Source organism: Pseudoalteromonas sp. Hal040, from assembly GCF_037162425.1.
GTDB classification, from domain to species: domain Bacteria; phylum Pseudomonadota; class Gammaproteobacteria; order Enterobacterales; family Alteromonadaceae; genus Pseudoalteromonas; species Pseudoalteromonas gelatinilytica.
On record NZ_JARLUU010000001.1, the window covers coordinates 2,305,904 to 2,320,547 of the forward strand.

15 protein-coding genes and 1 pseudogene are annotated in these 14,644 nt (G+C 40.8%); 12 read left to right on the forward strand and 4 right to left on the reverse strand.

The window, feature by feature from the left end:
• Positions 1-35: 35 nt before the first annotated feature.
• Genes rsxA through nth form a run of 7 tightly spaced genes read left to right on the forward strand, consistent with a single transcriptional unit; the run spans position 36 to position 7,021 of the window.
• A complete protein-coding gene (gene rsxA / locus P4S60_RS10600) occupies positions 36-617 on the forward strand; it encodes an electron transport complex subunit RsxA (protein ID WP_063707046.1) in 582 nt (193 codons plus the stop codon).
• Between the two features lies 1 nt (position 618).
• Entirely contained in the window at positions 619-1,173 is a 555-nt protein-coding gene (rsxB, locus tag P4S60_RS10605; RefSeq protein WP_054563643.1) for an electron transport complex subunit RsxB, read from the forward strand.
• An 8-nt stretch (positions 1,174-1,181) separates the two neighbouring features.
• The gene (gene rsxC, locus P4S60_RS10610; RefSeq protein WP_337115944.1) at positions 1,182-3,965 is read left to right on the forward strand and encodes an electron transport complex subunit RsxC; all 2,784 of its coding nucleotides are present in this window, start codon (positions 1,182-1,184) and stop codon (positions 3,963-3,965) included.
• Positions 3,962-5,017: an electron transport complex subunit RsxD gene (rsxD, locus tag P4S60_RS10615; RefSeq protein ID WP_337115945.1), complete on the forward strand. Its 1,056-nt coding sequence runs from the start codon at positions 3,962-3,964 to the stop codon at positions 5,015-5,017. The genes rsxC and rsxD overlap by 4 nt, the downstream gene beginning before the upstream one ends.
• Positions 5,017-5,652, forward strand: a complete 636-nt coding sequence (rsxG, locus tag P4S60_RS10620; RefSeq protein WP_337115946.1) for an electron transport complex subunit RsxG — start codon at positions 5,017-5,019, stop codon at positions 5,650-5,652. The genes rsxD and rsxG overlap by 1 nt, the downstream gene beginning before the upstream one ends.
• Positions 5,652-6,350 carry an electron transport complex subunit E gene (locus tag P4S60_RS10625; protein ID WP_105175132.1) on the forward strand — a complete coding sequence of 233 codons (699 nt, stop codon included), beginning with the start codon at positions 5,652-5,654 and terminating at the stop codon, positions 6,348-6,350. The genes rsxG and P4S60_RS10625 overlap by 1 nt, the downstream gene beginning before the upstream one ends.
• A 38-nt stretch (positions 6,351-6,388) precedes the next feature.
• Positions 6,389-7,021, forward strand: a complete 633-nt coding sequence (gene nth, locus P4S60_RS10630; protein WP_337115947.1) for an endonuclease III — start codon at positions 6,389-6,391, stop codon at positions 7,019-7,021.
• 136 nt (positions 7,022-7,157) lie between these two features.
• On the opposite strand, the gene P4S60_RS10635 is transcribed toward nth, so the two are convergent.
• From P4S60_RS10635 to P4S60_RS10645, 3 genes are all read right to left on the reverse strand, one after another.
• Positions 7,158-7,913, reverse strand: a complete 756-nt coding sequence (locus tag P4S60_RS10635) for an SDR family NAD(P)-dependent oxidoreductase (RefSeq protein WP_337115948.1) — start codon at positions 7,911-7,913, stop codon at positions 7,158-7,160.
• An 11-nt stretch (positions 7,914-7,924) separates the two neighbouring features.
• Positions 7,925-8,524, reverse strand: a complete 600-nt coding sequence (locus P4S60_RS10640) for an NAD(P)H-dependent oxidoreductase (protein ID WP_337115949.1) — start codon at positions 8,522-8,524, stop codon at positions 7,925-7,927.
• Positions 8,525-8,652: 128 nt separating this feature from the next.
• Entirely contained in the window at positions 8,653-9,609 is a 957-nt protein-coding gene (locus P4S60_RS10645; RefSeq protein ID WP_337115950.1) for a LysR family transcriptional regulator, read from the reverse strand.
• A gap of 110 nt (positions 9,610-9,719) precedes the next feature.
• On the opposite strand from P4S60_RS10645, the pseudogene P4S60_RS10650 reads away from it, so the two are divergent.
• Positions 9,720-9,971: pseudogene (locus P4S60_RS10650) on the forward strand (endonuclease III); the annotation flags it as partial.
• 63 nt (positions 9,972-10,034) lie between these two features.
• Here P4S60_RS10650 and P4S60_RS10655 read toward each other — a convergent pair.
• On the reverse strand, positions 10,035-10,955 hold the full coding sequence (locus P4S60_RS10655) for a LysR family transcriptional regulator (protein ID WP_337115951.1): 921 nt from the start codon (positions 10,953-10,955) through the stop codon (positions 10,035-10,037).
• A 113-nt stretch (positions 10,956-11,068) separates the two neighbouring features.
• Here P4S60_RS10655 and P4S60_RS10660 point away from each other — a divergent pair, with 113 nt between their 5' ends.
• The 4 genes from P4S60_RS10660 to P4S60_RS10675 all read left to right on the forward strand — a co-directional run bounded on the left by P4S60_RS10660 (position 11,069) and on the right by P4S60_RS10675 (position 14,570).
• Entirely contained in the window at positions 11,069-11,455 is a 387-nt protein-coding gene (locus tag P4S60_RS10660) for a putative quinol monooxygenase (RefSeq protein ID WP_337115952.1), read from the forward strand.
• 21 nt (positions 11,456-11,476) lie between these two features.
• Positions 11,477-12,418, forward strand: coding sequence for an NADP-dependent oxidoreductase (locus P4S60_RS10665; protein ID WP_337115953.1), 942 nt, complete (start codon positions 11,477-11,479; stop codon positions 12,416-12,418).
• 242 nt (positions 12,419-12,660) lie between these two features.
• On the forward strand, positions 12,661-13,548 hold the full coding sequence (locus tag P4S60_RS10670; RefSeq protein ID WP_337115954.1) for an AraC family transcriptional regulator: 888 nt from the start codon (positions 12,661-12,663) through the stop codon (positions 13,546-13,548).
• A gap of 158 nt (positions 13,549-13,706) precedes the next feature.
• Positions 13,707-14,570: a nuclear transport factor 2 family protein gene (locus P4S60_RS10675; protein ID WP_337115955.1), complete on the forward strand. Its 864-nt coding sequence runs from the start codon at positions 13,707-13,709 to the stop codon at positions 14,568-14,570.
• Positions 14,571-14,644: the final 74 nt, after the last annotated feature.

The following is a 14,644-nucleotide window of genomic DNA, read 5'->3' on the forward strand; positions in this document are numbered from 1 at the left end:
GATAATAGTGCCGTTTTTATTCTCGTGAGGCACGCATGACAGAGTATGTCTTGTTATTGATTGGCACTGTGCTAGTCAACAACTTCGTTTTAGTTCAATTCTTAGGTTTATGCCCTTTTATGGGTGTATCGGGTAAGTTAGATACCGCGATTGGTATGTCTTTAGCCACAACCTTTGTACTTACACTTGCCTCCGTGACCAGTTATCTGGTGAATCATTATATTTTGATTCCGCTGGATATCGCGTTTTTACGTACCATGAGCTTTATTTTAGTGATTGCTGTTGTCGTGCAATTTACCGAAATGGTGGTGAGAAAAACCAGCCCGACACTTTATCGCTTATTAGGGATTTTCTTACCGCTTATCACCACCAACTGTGCGGTATTAGGTGTTGCCCTACTTAATATCAAAGAAGACCACTCATTTTTACAATCTGCTGTATACGGCTTTGGTGCCGCTGTCGGCTTCTCTATGGTGTTAATACTGTTTGCCGCATTACGTGAGCGCTTAGCCGCGGCTGATGTCCCTGCTCCTTTTAAGGGTGCTTCAATTGCGATGATCACCGCAGGCCTTATGTCGATGGCCTTTATGGGTTTTACAGGATTAGTGAAGTTTTAATATGACCTTGTTTTATGCTTTGATAGCGTTAGGTTCATTAGCGCTTATATTTGGTTTAATTTTAGGTTTTGCTGCCGTGCGTTTTCGCGTTGAGAGCAACCCGATTGTTGACCAAATTGATACCATTTTACCGCAAACACAATGTGGCCAATGTGGTTACCCTGGTTGTCGTCCCTATGCAGAAGCGATTGCCAATGGTGATGAAATCAATAAGTGCCCACCAGGCGGCGAAGCCACGGTAAAAAAACTCGCTGATTTAATGGGGGTTGAGGCAAAACCGCTGGCTGGCGGTGAACAAGCAGATCCTGTTAAAACCGTTGCCTACATTCGTGAAGATGAATGTATTGGCTGTACCAAATGTATTCAAGCCTGCCCTGTTGATGCCATTGTCGGCGCAACCCGCCAAATGCACACTGTATTAATCGATGAATGTACCGGTTGTGACTTATGTGTTGAACCATGCCCTGTAGACTGTATTGATATGCTGCCTGTTAAAGAAACCAAACAAACCTGGAAATGGCAATTAAACGCAATCCCTGTGACTCAGGTAGATTAGGAGCACAGATGGAAAAGCTAATAGATCAAATTAAACAAGGTAAAGTGTGGCCATTTCCTGGTGGTATTCACCCACCGGGTCAAAAACAACAATCAACAACGCAAGCCATTACAAGACAGCCTCTACCAGACAAGCTTGTTGTATCACTAAAACAACACATTGGTGCTAACGGTAAGCTGATTGTTGAAAAAGGCCAGCAGGTTCTTAAAGGTCAAGCATTAACTAAACCAAGCGGTAATTGGTCTGTGCCTGTGCACGCGCCAACATCTGGGCTGATCAGCGATATTTGTCCAATGCCGTCAGCTCATCCATCAGCGTTGCCTGAGCTTAGCGTTATTATTGAACCAGATGGTAAGGATAACTGGTGCGAGCTTAACCCTGTGGCTGATGCCAAAGCACTGTCGCATGATGAACTTGTTGATGTTATTCATCAAAGCGGTATTGCCGGTATGGGCGGCGCAGGTTTCCCAACCTATGTAAAAGCAGATACACGTAAAGCCATTGAGTTTTTAATTGTTAATGCCGTTGAGTGTGAGCCTTATATCACTGCTGATGACATGCTAATGCGCGAACATGCCGATGGCATAGTTGCCGGTATTGAATTAATGCAGCAGCTGTTAAGTCCACAGCTGACAATTATTGGTATTGAAGATAATAAGCCCGATGCTATTGCTGCCATGAAACAAGCTGCACAACATAACGACAGTATCATAGTGCAAACAGTGCCAACGGTTTACCCTTCTGGCGGTGAAAAACAGCTAATTAAACTGCTAACGGGCAAAGAAGTCCCAAGTGGCAGTATTCCTGCCGATATTGGTATGTTGGTGCAAAATGTCGGTACTTTGTTTGCGGTAAATCAAGCCGTATATGAAGGTAAACCTCTGATAGAGCGTGTAGTAACCGTAACGGGTAACACCATTCACAAACAAGGTAATGTGTGGGCTTTACTAGGCACTGAAATTAAACATTTATTAGACTGCCAAGGTTTTTCACCGGTTCCACAGCAACGTGTGGTCATGGGCGGTCCAATGATGGGCTTTACCCTCCCCACCGTGCGTATTGGTGTGGTTAAAACGACGAACTGTATTTTAGCCCCAGATCACCAAGAACTTGCAGAGCCGGGTGATGAAAAAGCCTGTATTCGTTGTAGTGCCTGTGCTGACGCCTGCCCTGCTTCATTGTTACCTCAGCAATTACAATGGTTCGCTAAGTCTAAAGAATACGACAAACTTAATGAGCACAACTTATTCGATTGTATTGAATGCGGTGCCTGTGCTTATGTTTGTCCAAGCGAAATCCCCTTGGTGCAGTACTATCGTGTTGCCAAAGCTGAAATCAAAGAGCAGCAAGCAGAGCAAATCAAAGCAGAGCGCGCAAAAGAGCGTTTTGAAGCACGTAAGGAGCGCTTAGAGCGCGAACAAGAAGAACGCCAAAACCGCCACAAACGTAAGCCGGCTGCTAAGTCAGATGACGAAAAACAAAAAGTGGCCGATGCACTCGCTCGAGTTAAAGCTAAATCTGATGATACAGACAGCAAATCAGCCGCAGCCGCAGCTATTGCCCGTGCAAAAGCGAAAAAGCAAGGTGCAGAGCTTGAGCCTGATAACTCTGAAGTAGCTAAAGAGCGTGCAGCGCGTAAAGAACAGGCGCGTAAATACAAAGAACAAAAAGCACTAGAACAAGGTGAAGAAAGCGTCGATAAAGACGATAAAAAGTCTGCGGTTGCTGCCGCTATTGCCCGTGCTAAAGCGAAAAAAGCCGCGCAAGCTGCAGAAGATAACGTAGAAGCAGACTCAGCACCAGTTGATGACAAAAAAGTTGCTGTTGCCGCTGCAATCGCTCGTGCTAAAGCGAAAAAAGCAGCACAGGCTACTGAGAGTCAAGCTGAAGCTGAAGAAGATAGCGCGCCAGTTGATGACAAAAAAGCTGCGGTTGCCGCTGCAATCGCTCGTGCTAAAGCGAAAAAAGCAGCACAAGCTGCTGAGGGTCAAACTGTAGCTGAAGAAGATAGTGCACCAGTTGATGAAAAGAAAGCTGCTGTTGCCGCTGCAATCGCTCGTGCTAAAGCGAAAAAAGCAGCGCAAGCTGCTGAGAATCAAACTGAAGCAGATAGCGCACCGGTCGATGACAAAAAAGCTGCAGTTGCAGCCGCTGTCGCCCGTGCCAAAGCGAAAAAAGCGGCGCAAGCTGCTGAAAATAAAACTACAGCTGAAGAAGATAGCGCACCAGTTGATGGCAAAAAAGCCGCTGTGGCAGCTGCTGTCGCCCGTGCCAAAGCAAAAAAAGCCGCTAAAGAGCAAGCACAGATTGACGATTCATCAGAGCAACTTGATGATTCAAACGGTGACACTAATTCAAAGCCGCAATCTGACGCTCCAGAATCTAGCGAAGATAAGAAAAAAGCTGCAGTTGCAGCCGCTGTCGCCCGTGCCAAAGCAAAAAAAGCCGCTAAAGAGCAAGCGCAGAGTGACGAATCATCAGAGCAACTTGATGATTCAAACGGTGACACTAATTCAAAGCCGCAATCTGACGCTCCAGAATCTAGCGAAGATAAGAAAAAAGCTGCCGTTGCTGCCGCTATTGCTCGTGCAAAAGCGAAAAAAGCCGCGAAAGAGCAAGCGCAGAGTGACGATTCATCAGAGCAACTTGATGATTCAAGCGATACGGATGATTCTAAACCGCAGGTTGATGAACCTGAGTCTAGCGAAGATAAGAAAAAAGCAGCGGTTGCTCGTGCCATTGCAAGAGCTAAAGCGAAAAAGTTACAACAAGAAGGAAACGATAAGTCATGAAACTAACCATGGCGAGTTCGCCGCATAATCATAGCCATAAATCATTAAGCCGATTAATGATGACAGTGATTGCTGCGTGTATTCCAGGCTTAATCGCGCAAGTTTTCTTCTTTGGTAGCGCTGTGTTAATTCAGCTTGTTCTCGCGCTGATTACTGTCAGCGCCTGTGAAGCCGCTGTTTTACTGCTTCGTAAACGCAAAGTTTGGCCAACACTTAGTGATGGCAGTGCGTGGTTAACGGGCGTATTACTGGCGTTGAGTATTCCGCCTTTAGCGCCTTGGTGGATCATTGTAATTGGCTGTATGTTCGCAATTGTTATTGTAAAACAGCTTTATGGCGGCCTTGGCTTTAATTTATTTAACCCAGCTATGGCAGCTTATGTATTACTACTTGTATCGTTTCCGGTACAAATGACCAGCTGGTTACCTGTTAGTGATTTACTTGCATCTCCGATCAGCTTCTCACAACAGCTGTCTGTTATTTTCAATGGCTTTACCAGCGCTGGATTTAGTGTCGATCAGTTACGTGTAGCGATTGATGGCACAACCATGGCAACACCGCTTGATACCGTTAAAACAGATGTCGCCCATCACCTAACGGTGGCTGAGAGTATGAGTAAACCTCTTTTTAATGACTGGTTTGGTCTTGGCTGGGGCTGGGTAAACCTCGGCTTTTTAGTGGGTGGTCTTTATTTATTAAAGGCTAACATCATTAATTGGCATATCCCTGTTAGCTTTTTAGCCTCATTAGCCGTGTGCAGTGGTATTGGTTATATTGCAGCCCCGGGCACAGAGCCGGGCGTGGTATTTCACTTATTCAGTGGTGCGACCATGTTAGGGGCATTCTTTATTGTTACCGATCCTGTTTCTGCATCAACAACGAATAGAGGTCGTTTAATTTACGGCGCGTTAATTGGTCTACTTGTTTACTTAATTCGTACTTTCGGTGGTTACCCTGATGCAGTGGCATTTAGTGTATTACTGTTAAATATGGCGGTGCCTTTAATTGATTACTACACGCAACCACGTACTTACGGCCATGGGGTGAAATAATGATCCTTTCCTCAATGACTAAAAATGGCGCTATTCTTACTGCATTTGCGCTCATTACCACAGGTACTGTAGCCCTAACTCATAGCCTGACCGCTGAGAGAATTGAAGAGCAAGAAAAGCAACAACTTGCAGAGCAGCTGCAACAAGTACTTGATGCCCATCATTACGACAATCAATTGTACAAAGATTGTGTTGTAATCACCGATGAGCGCCTTGGGCCACGTCCAGAGCAAATAATCTACCGCGCCTACAAAGATAATAAGCCGTATGCTTTAGTGATGCGCCATGTAACACCAAGTGGTTATAGCGGCGATATCAACTTATTAACGGCGGTGTTTGCCAATGGTGAAATAGCGGGTGTTCGTGTCACTAAGCACGAAGAAACACCGGGCCTTGGCGATAAAGTTGAGGTCAAAAAATCAGACTGGATCACCCTTTTCAAAGGCCAAAATGTACTTTCTGAAGATGACAGCCGCTGGGCTGTTAAAAAAGATGGTGGCCAATTTGATCAGTTTACTGGCGCAACCATTACACCTCGTGCCGTTGTCGGCTCAGTAAAACAAGCTGTGCTGTTTGCCCAAGCTGAGTTTGATAATCTGTTTGCTGCGCCAAACACCTGTCAAGGAGCCAAGTAATGAGCCAAGTTAAAACCTTATTTAAAGATGGTATGTGGGCTAATAACCCTGCCCTTGTGCAGTTATTAGGCTTATGCCCGCTACTTGCCGTTACCTCTACGATTACCAATGCACTAGGCCTAGGTTTAGCGACTTTATTGGTACTGGTTGGTTCTAACGTCACTGTATCAATTGTGCGTAACTGGGTACCAAAAGATATTCGTATTCCTGTTTTTGTGATGATTATCGCAGGCTTTGTAACCATCGTGCAGCTGATGATGAATGCCTATACATTTGGTCTTTATCAATCATTGGGGATTTTTATTCCACTGATTGTTACTAATTGTGCCATTATTGGTCGTGCAGAAGCATTCGCCTCTAAAAATACCGTGCCACTTTCAGCCTTTGACGGACTGATGATGGGACTTGGCTTTATGTTAGTTTTAGTGGTGCTAGGGGCAATGCGTGAGCTTATTGGTCAAGGTACGCTGTTTGATGGTGCTGATTTATTATTAGGGCCATGGGCTGCTGCACTTCGAATTGAAGTATTTAGTTTTGATAACCAATTTTTATTAGCTATCTTACCACCGGGTGCCTTTTTAGGACTTGGTTTACTGATTGCTGCAAAAAATGTCATTGATACACAAATAAAATCTAAGCAAGTTGTTACTCCAGAAGTAGAAAAAGGCCCAAGAGCACGAGTAACAAGTTTAACTTAAAGGAGAGCACGCACCGTCACTGCGTGCTTTACGCCACCATGAATAAAGAAAAACGCTATGAGATCTTATCTCGTCTACGTGAGCAAAACCCGCACCCAGAAACAGAGCTTGAATACTCAAGCCCATTTGAATTATTAGTTGCGGTTACCTTATCAGCACAGGCAACAGATGTGGGTGTTAATAAGGCAACCCGCAAGCTATTCCCTGTTGCTAACACGCCTCAAGCGATTCTTGATTTAGGCCTTGAAGGCCTTCGCGATTACATCAAGACCATTGGTTTGTTTAATTCTAAAGCCAATAATGTCTATAAAATGTGTGAGATTCTGGTCAATAAACATAACTCAGAGGTACCAGAGAATCGTGAAGCACTCGAAGCATTACCGGGGGTTGGCAGAAAGACTGCAAATGTAGTTTTAAACTGTGCCTTTGGCTGGCCGACTATTGCTGTCGATACACATATTTTCCGCGTTTCTAACCGCACTAAGTTTGCTATGGGTAAAGATGTAGTCAAAGTGGAAGAAAAGCTCGAGAAAGTTGTACCAAAAGAATTTAAAGTCGATGTTCACCATTGGCTTATTCTTCATGGTCGTTATGTTTGTACCGCCCGTAAGCCTAAATGTGGTGCGTGTATTATTGAAGATTTGTGTGAGTTTAAGGATAAAACAGAGTGACAGACTGATTTTGAACTCACAGCGAAAAACGAACCTGCACTATATTGCCATTCCCCAGCCTTACTTTCATTAAGCATATAACTTTATTAGAGCCAATTTTTTAAAAGCCGAGTGCATTCTCGGCTTGTCCCGTCAGTTAAACCTTAGCGAGAACATAATCGAAAATAGGTGGTTGCAACATCAACTGTCCATCACCGTCTACGTGACCGACGATATGCTCACTCTGAAATAGTTGATAAGTATAAGTAGCCAACACTGATGCAGATGTATATTGTGAGCGAACAGTTGATGTGTCCGACTCCAAGCCAGCATTTGTGTACGCCTGATTAAAAAAGTCAGTCGCAGTTGCTGCTGGAGCCAATACTTTAGCTCTCATTGGCTTTTGACCTATCCGTAAATCTTCTGCTACACCTTCAGTAAATGCAGAAACATAAAATTTTGTTGCGCAATAAGTCACCGCTGTCGGAAACATTTTATAGCCGCCTATTGAAGACACATTGATTAACGTTGCATCTTTGTCTCGATAGTCTCTAACATAATTGAGCGACAATGTGGTCAGAGCTTTGATGTTTAAGTCTAGCATTTGCTCTGCTTTGTCTAGGCTCATATCCCATGCGTTGCTGAAATCACCAAAACCTGCATTATTAACCAGAACTTCAATCTCATATTCTGCACATTGATCGTAAAGTTGTTGTGCAGCACCAAAAGTCGAGAGATCAACAACTTTAACCATAACGTCGATGTGAAATTGCGATTCAAGTTCAGATTTCAATGTATTTAATTTGTCCTCGCCGCGCGCCACAATAATCAGATTGTGACCTTCGCTAGCAAACTTGTGGCACATGGCTAAACCAATACCAGAGCTGGCACCTGTTATCAGTACATATTTCATATCAATGCTCCTTATGCTAAAGCTGGTTGAATATAGTGATCTAAGTGCGCTTCTAAGCGAACAAAGTCGTCTTCAATAGTTGGATTCTTCATCACGTCATAACAAATAAAGCTAGGTAATGATTCCATGCCAAGGAAGCGGTAATTCACGTGCATGTGTAGCATGAGGTCTTCGACACTTTTACCCTGCATCAAAAACTCATCATTATTATCAAACGCTTCCTTCGGTGCGTTAAATGTCATTGATAGCATGAGTTTCTTGCCCGTAAGGGTGCCTCCAGTGCCATAATTCTCTTTTGGGTTTTCTATATCTCGCCCATCAGTGTTACAGACTCGCCCGTCTAGACCTGCTGTATAAACATCATCCATATATTTCTTCATAGGCCAAGGAATACTAAACCAGTTCAAGGGTGCCTGAATCACAATGAGGTCAGCCCAGCGATGCTTTTCAAGTTCCTGCTCTATTTCGTATTCTGTAGATGATGCGCTGTGTCGAACGACGCAGCCTTTTTCGGTCAAGTTGTGTTCAATGCGCTTGATGATTTCTGCATTAAGCTTACCTTCCGAAAATGGGTAAGGGTGATGTGCATTAATAATTAATATATTTTTCATATAAACTCCGTCGTTAACTGAGTGGGTTACATACAGCACAAAGGTTACGTGGAGAAAACTAGAAAATATAATTATTATTTATCATTGCATCGATAATAATTTGTTATTGATGCAATTGTATGTTGTTACTAGTTATTTTCAGTTCGAAAAAGCTTAGCGCGTTCTACAAGGTAATCCATCACGTATTGATGTCTAGGATGCAGCGGCCATTTTTTCTTATAAATAAATCGGATTTCATCCGATGGTATATCTACAGAGTTAACGATACGGAGTTTATTGTATTCAGGGCTAAGTCGAACCATAAATTCATCTAAGACCGTATATCCAATACCAGCTCCGACATGGTGACAAATTTTAGGTGCTGAGTTGGTGTAAGCAGCAATACATAATGAATCGACACCCCTATACTCGTCGGGAAACAACACGGGTAGCACCTTCGATGCCATTTTCTTGCCATCAGGGTGATCAACAAATCCCAAATTTTGAAGGTCAGGAAAACCCTCATGGGGGCTATTCTTGGGTAGCACTAACCAAAGCTTTTCATATAAAAAAGTCTGACTACTAAAAACTTCATTATCGGGATTATGTGTAACAAGTCCAATGTCACATTCGTTGTTTCGAACCAACTCATCAACAATTTTTGTAGGATTAAATTGAATATGAATTTTAAGTTTAGGCAGTTTAACTTGTAAGTCTATAAGCCAAGGATACACCAAATTTCCTACACCTCCAGGCATAGAGATCCGGCAAGTACCAGAAAATGGGTCAACATCACCAAGTTTCTCTTTTAAAAGCTTCTCGTTTCGTAACAATTCTTGAGCGTATTTCAACACCTCAATCCCTTGAGGTGTTAACTCAAAACTTTTCCCTTCTCGTATAATAAGGGTTTTACTCAGATACTGTTCCAACTTTAATATATGCTGACTTACACCCGGCTGTGTCATGTGAAGCAAACTGGCAGTCTTAGTAAAATTTTGTGTTTCTGCTAAAGCACAGAATGTTCTTAGCCAATCAGAATTAATCAAGCCATGCCTCATGAAATTAAAAAATAAAATTTGGTTCGAAACACCTCGAAACCAGTTCATTGTGTCATCTAGTTGCACCAAGTCAAAATACTTTGGACTTTACAGGTAAAAATAGAAGCAAAACAGGCCGTTTCTGGCACAATTCAAAAGTTCATTTAGATCTAACTTTATTATCTTTCGGCTGGCCGACTATTGCTGTCGATACACATATTTTCCGCGTTTCTAACCGCACTAAGTTTGCTATGGGTAAAGATGTAGTTGCTGTAGAACAAAAATTAGAAAAAGTGGTACCTAAAGAATTTAAGGTCGATGTACACCACTGGTTAATCCTGCATGGCCGCTATGTGTGTACTGCTCGTAAACCTAAGTGCGGCAGTTGTATTATCGAAGACTTATGTGAGTTTAAAGAAAAGACTGAGTAAGACAATCAATTTAGTCAGTAATAAAAGCACAGAGAAATTATTAACGCCTCTTTAGATCATTTTTCAAGAAATGAAACCTGCGGATGCTAACTCCCTTAGTTTGTCTTGACACTTTTTATGCAAAAATTCTCTAAATAATCTCACGGTGGGCGTTATTAATTGTCTACTTGGACAAACAAGCCATAACTCTACTGACATTTTTGAATACTCGGGGAGCAGTATTTTCACATTACCTGCGAGTAGTTGTTCGGCCATTTCTAATATCGACTTATGCGCAAGCCCATACCCATCGATACACCACTTTTTAACAAGCTCTGAGTCGTTGGTTGAGCGCTTGCTACTCATTTTTACTCTAAATGTTTCCTTTTCATTTGCGAAGCTCCACGTGTCATGGGTTGTGTCATTTAATTGAAAACACAGACCTTCATGTGCTTTTAAATCGCTGGGTGAGGAAGGCGTACCAAAACGCTTTAAGTAAGACGGAGCAGCACACAAAACAACAGGTACATCGCAAATTTTATACCCATACATTGAAGAATCTTTAGGGACTCCATATCTAACTGCAATATCAATTGGGTCACGAAAAAAATCAATGTTTGAATCACTTATATGCATTTTCAGGCTTATTTTAGAGTAAGACTCCATAAATTTATTAACCCAAGGCAATAATACATTCCGACCTAAGTCAGATGGTGCAGATAACCTCAGGTCACCTTCAACCAACCCCTGCTCTTCTTGGACACTTTCACTAATATTAGTCAGCATTAAATAAGCTTGTTCAATCTGCGGAATAAACTTTTCGCCAGCACTGGTAAGACGTAAATTTCTCGTTGAACGAATAAACAACTCAATACCAAACGATTTTTCAACACGTTTCAAAGCTGCACTTGCAGTTGCAATTTGCATATCCAAACTTTCTGCAGCAAGTTTAATACTTTTAAATTCAGCGACCTTTAACGCGACTTGCAGATCTTTGATCAACATAAATCAATTATCCTTTGATAATAATTCAATCATTATCAACTTTATCTGCACTAATTAAAACATTAATCTAACTTTTATCAACTACAAACTATTTTAAATGAGTGGAGAAAACAATGACTAGCAAGAATGTAATTACCTTCGAAGAGACAATGGAGTGGTTTGTATCTACAGAGCATAAAGGCGCGATTGGCCTAACCGTCAAGTTCCCTATTCCCGAAGCTAACGTCCAAGCGTTTATCGACTTCTTTACAGATTACACTCCTTATGTTTTGGAAGAAGATGGCTGTTTGCAATTTGGCTTCCACCAAGATTGGAAAAATCCAAATGTATTTTGGCTTGTGGAAAGTTGGGCGTCTACCAGCATTTTGCTTGAGCACCTTGGTCCTAATTCACGCAAAGGCACTAAGTACGAAGGTGAAACACCATTAAAAATAATGGCTGAACTGGGCGCTAAACCAGAGCCGGCTGCTCTTTATTTAGTAGAAAACACGACCAAATAAACCTAATAAACGGAGACAGAAATGAAATCAATAGTACTAGAAAAAGCAGGTTCGGCCGACAACCTAAAGATTGTCGACGTTGCTAAACCCAGCATTGCCGATAATGAAGTATTGATCGAAAGTAAAGCAATCAGCGTCAACCCAGTAGACGCAAAAATTAAGTACTCAGATGAAGGTTTATCAGGATTAGTCAGCCCAGAACGCCCAATTACTTTAGGTTGGGATGTCGCAGGAACCGTTGTTTCAGTTGGCAGTAAAGTGAGTAAATTTTCTGTTGGCGATAACGTATTTGGCATGGTTAACTTCCCAGGGCATGGTAAAACTTATGCAGAGTTTGTTGCAGCACCTGAGGTACAACTTGCAAAAATGCCTGATAATATATCTTTTACAGATGCCGCTGTAACAACACTAGCTGCGCTCACTGCATTACAAGCAATGAAAAGTAAAGTTAAAGAAAATGATAGAGTGCTCATCCACGCAGGCTCAGGTGGTGTTGGGCACTTTGCCATTCAAATCGCAAAAGTCTTGGGTGCTTATGTAATTGCAACAAGCTCTGAAAAAAATCATGACTTTATTCTATCACTCGGCGCTGATGAACACATCGATTACCGCTCTAAAGATTTTGAAAAGGAATTAATCGACATCGACTTTGTGTTTGATACTCAGGGTGAAGAAATTGCTGCTAAATCATTAAAGGTAATGCGTGCAAACGGTAACCTAATATCGATTGCTATGATGGAAATTCCAGAGTCATTGATACAACAAGCTGCACCATTAAATATAAATATAGAGGCAATGTTAGTTACTTCGAATGGCGATGACATGGCATATTTGGCCAGCCTTTTAAATATGGGCCAAATTAAACCTCATGTTTCATCTGTTTTCAACTTTTCAGATATGGCGAAAGCGCATGCAGCTCTGGAGTCAGGCAGAACTGTGGGTAAAATCGCTTTGACCTTCTAAATTCTGATTTCCATTTTCATAAAAACACTATAAACATTGCTTATCCTTTACGTTATTTAATTAAGGATAAAGCTATGTTTATAAAATCAGATCACACTTATAATGCTTTTTCACTATATAAAACAAAATAACATAAAAATAATTATTCAACACAAACCATCACCACAACAATATTTATGTTATTTTTCAAAAATTAAAGCTACACTTTTATTCTCATACATATCAGTTAAGTAAGTGTTAATTTGAAACAGAAAAGCTTAATACCTAACATTGATTTTGAACCAAAAACATTGCCAGAGTTGGGTTTAGAGGTTATTAATCTTGAAAACTTATACAAAACTGCATCCGAAGATAAGCTTTTATTGCTAAATACCCCACACCGAATAAAGTTTTATGGCATCATAATTTTTACAGGCGGTGAAGGTAACCACTTTATTGATTTTAGATCATTCCCGGTAGAAAAAAACACGTGCGTTATGATTAATCAAAATCAAGTTCATGCTTTTGATACTGAGAACAGACCATCAGCGCAATTCATACTCTTTACAGAAAATTTTTTAAAGTTAATAACAAAAGTCATCGATAATAGGATTATCGCACCAACGCAATTTCTGTCTTTGTATCAACCAAGTTTTAAGTTAACTGTTTCGCAAACACATAGATTACTTATTTTAATAGACTTAATAAAAGCTGAATACGTTAGCCCCGACTTAAACATGCCATGCTTACAATTACTTTTTTCAGCACTTTTAACAAGGATTTGTGAAGAACGGCCTGATACTTACCTAACAGATTTAAACACGAATCAAATCGCTTGCTTCGAACGCTTTATATATTGTTTAGAAACTAACATTGCATTCTCTCACGATGCAAATGCTTACGCTAATAGAGTTGGAACAAGTTATAAAACTTTAAATAAAATCTGTAAACTAGCGACCCAGCAAACTGCAAAACAACTTATCGACGCATACATCATTCTCAATGCAAAGAGAGCACTTTCTATTGATAAGCTTCAGGTTCAACAAGTATCTGACATTTTAGGATTTGATGAGGTAACTAATTTCGTTAAGTTTTTTAAGAAACATACTTTAATGACCCCCAAACTATTTCAGTCCCAACATTTTAAGTAATATATAAAGGTTCGGTATTTACCATTTTTAATCCAACATCAACCTCCCCCTACAACTCAGTAAAATTAAAATAAACACAACTTAATTAATCAAGTTAAATGGCTTTCACTTAATATACTTAAGTAAAACAAACTAAACCTAAAGTACGGACAAAAATAATGAAGTTAAAAAGTTTAATTAATGCATTGACATGTGCGAGTGTATTAACAGCATGCGCAGCAACAAAAACCAATGATAAAGAGGTTCACATGGACGTATCAAACAAACAAAAAGCGGTAGCAGTGCTAAACTCTATTGAAAAAATGGACTCTACAGCAATTGGTTATATCAACCCTACACAATATAAACAACATAACTTAACTGTTGCAGATGGCCTCTCTGGCTTTGGAGAAGTACTGCAAGCACTACCTAAAGGAAGTGCGAAAGTAAATGTTGTTAGGGCATTTTCAGATGATAATTTTGTGTTCACTCATACCGAATACAACTTTTTTGGACCTAAGGTTGGATTTGATGTTTTCAGATTTGAAAATGGGCTTATTGTAGAGCATTGGGATAATTTAACAGAAACTGTCGGTCCAAATCCAAGTGGGCGTACGCAAACTGATGGCCCAACTGAAGTTGTCGATATAGACAAAACTGAAAGAAACAAAGCGTTGGTTTCCGACTTTGTAAACAGCATTTTAGTTAAAGGTGAGATGGCTAAATTAGCGTCATTTTTTGACGGTGATAACTATATTCAGCATAACTCACAAATTGCAGATGGCTTATCAGGCCTTGGAAAAGCGCTGGAATCAATGGCTAAACAAGGTATATTTATGAAGTACAACACTGTTCATAAAGTGCTAGGAGAAGGCAATTTCGTATTAGTTATTAGTGAAGGAACTTTAGCTGAACAACCCACTTCGTTTTATGATTTATTTCGTGTTGAGGATGGCAAAATTGCCGAACATTGGGACGTTATCGAAACAATTTTACCAAAAGAACAATGGAAAAATGTTAATGGTAAATTCGGCAATTTATAGTGTTTAGCCAATAGACTTATGTAAGTTTAAAGAAAGAACTGGGTAATTTAAGTCTATTATTGAGCAACCAAAGA

Coding starts and splice junctions, on each gene's coding strand:
- P4S60_RS10660 (WP_337115952.1), top strand. CDS start 11,069: ATGACTAGCAAGAATGTAATTACCTTCGAAGAGACAATGGAGTGGTTT.
- P4S60_RS10655 (WP_337115951.1), bottom strand. CDS start 10,955: ATGTTGATCAAAGATCTGCAAGTCGCGTTAAAGGTCGCTGAATTTAAA.
- P4S60_RS10640 (WP_337115949.1), bottom strand. CDS start 8,524: ATGAAAAATATATTAATTATTAATGCACATCACCCTTACCCATTTTCG.
- rsxD (WP_337115945.1), top strand. CDS start 3,962: ATGAAACTAACCATGGCGAGTTCGCCGCATAATCATAGCCATAAATCA.
- P4S60_RS10625 (WP_105175132.1), top strand. CDS start 5,652: ATGAGCCAAGTTAAAACCTTATTTAAAGATGGTATGTGGGCTAATAAC.
- P4S60_RS10665 (WP_337115953.1), top strand. CDS start 11,477: ATGAAATCAATAGTACTAGAAAAAGCAGGTTCGGCCGACAACCTAAAG.
- nth (WP_337115947.1), top strand. CDS start 6,389: ATGAATAAAGAAAAACGCTATGAGATCTTATCTCGTCTACGTGAGCAA.
- rsxB (WP_054563643.1), top strand. CDS start 619: ATGACCTTGTTTTATGCTTTGATAGCGTTAGGTTCATTAGCGCTTATA.
- rsxG (WP_337115946.1), top strand. CDS start 5,017: ATGATCCTTTCCTCAATGACTAAAAATGGCGCTATTCTTACTGCATTT.
- P4S60_RS10675 (WP_337115955.1), top strand. CDS start 13,707: ATGAAGTTAAAAAGTTTAATTAATGCATTGACATGTGCGAGTGTATTA.
- rsxC (WP_337115944.1), top strand. CDS start 1,182: ATGGAAAAGCTAATAGATCAAATTAAACAAGGTAAAGTGTGGCCATTT.
- P4S60_RS10635 (WP_337115948.1), bottom strand. CDS start 7,913: ATGAAATATGTACTGATAACAGGTGCCAGCTCTGGTATTGGTTTAGCC.
- rsxA (WP_063707046.1), top strand. CDS start 36: ATGACAGAGTATGTCTTGTTATTGATTGGCACTGTGCTAGTCAACAAC.
- P4S60_RS10645 (WP_337115950.1), bottom strand. CDS start 9,609: ATGAACTGGTTTCGAGGTGTTTCGAACCAAATTTTATTTTTTAATTTC.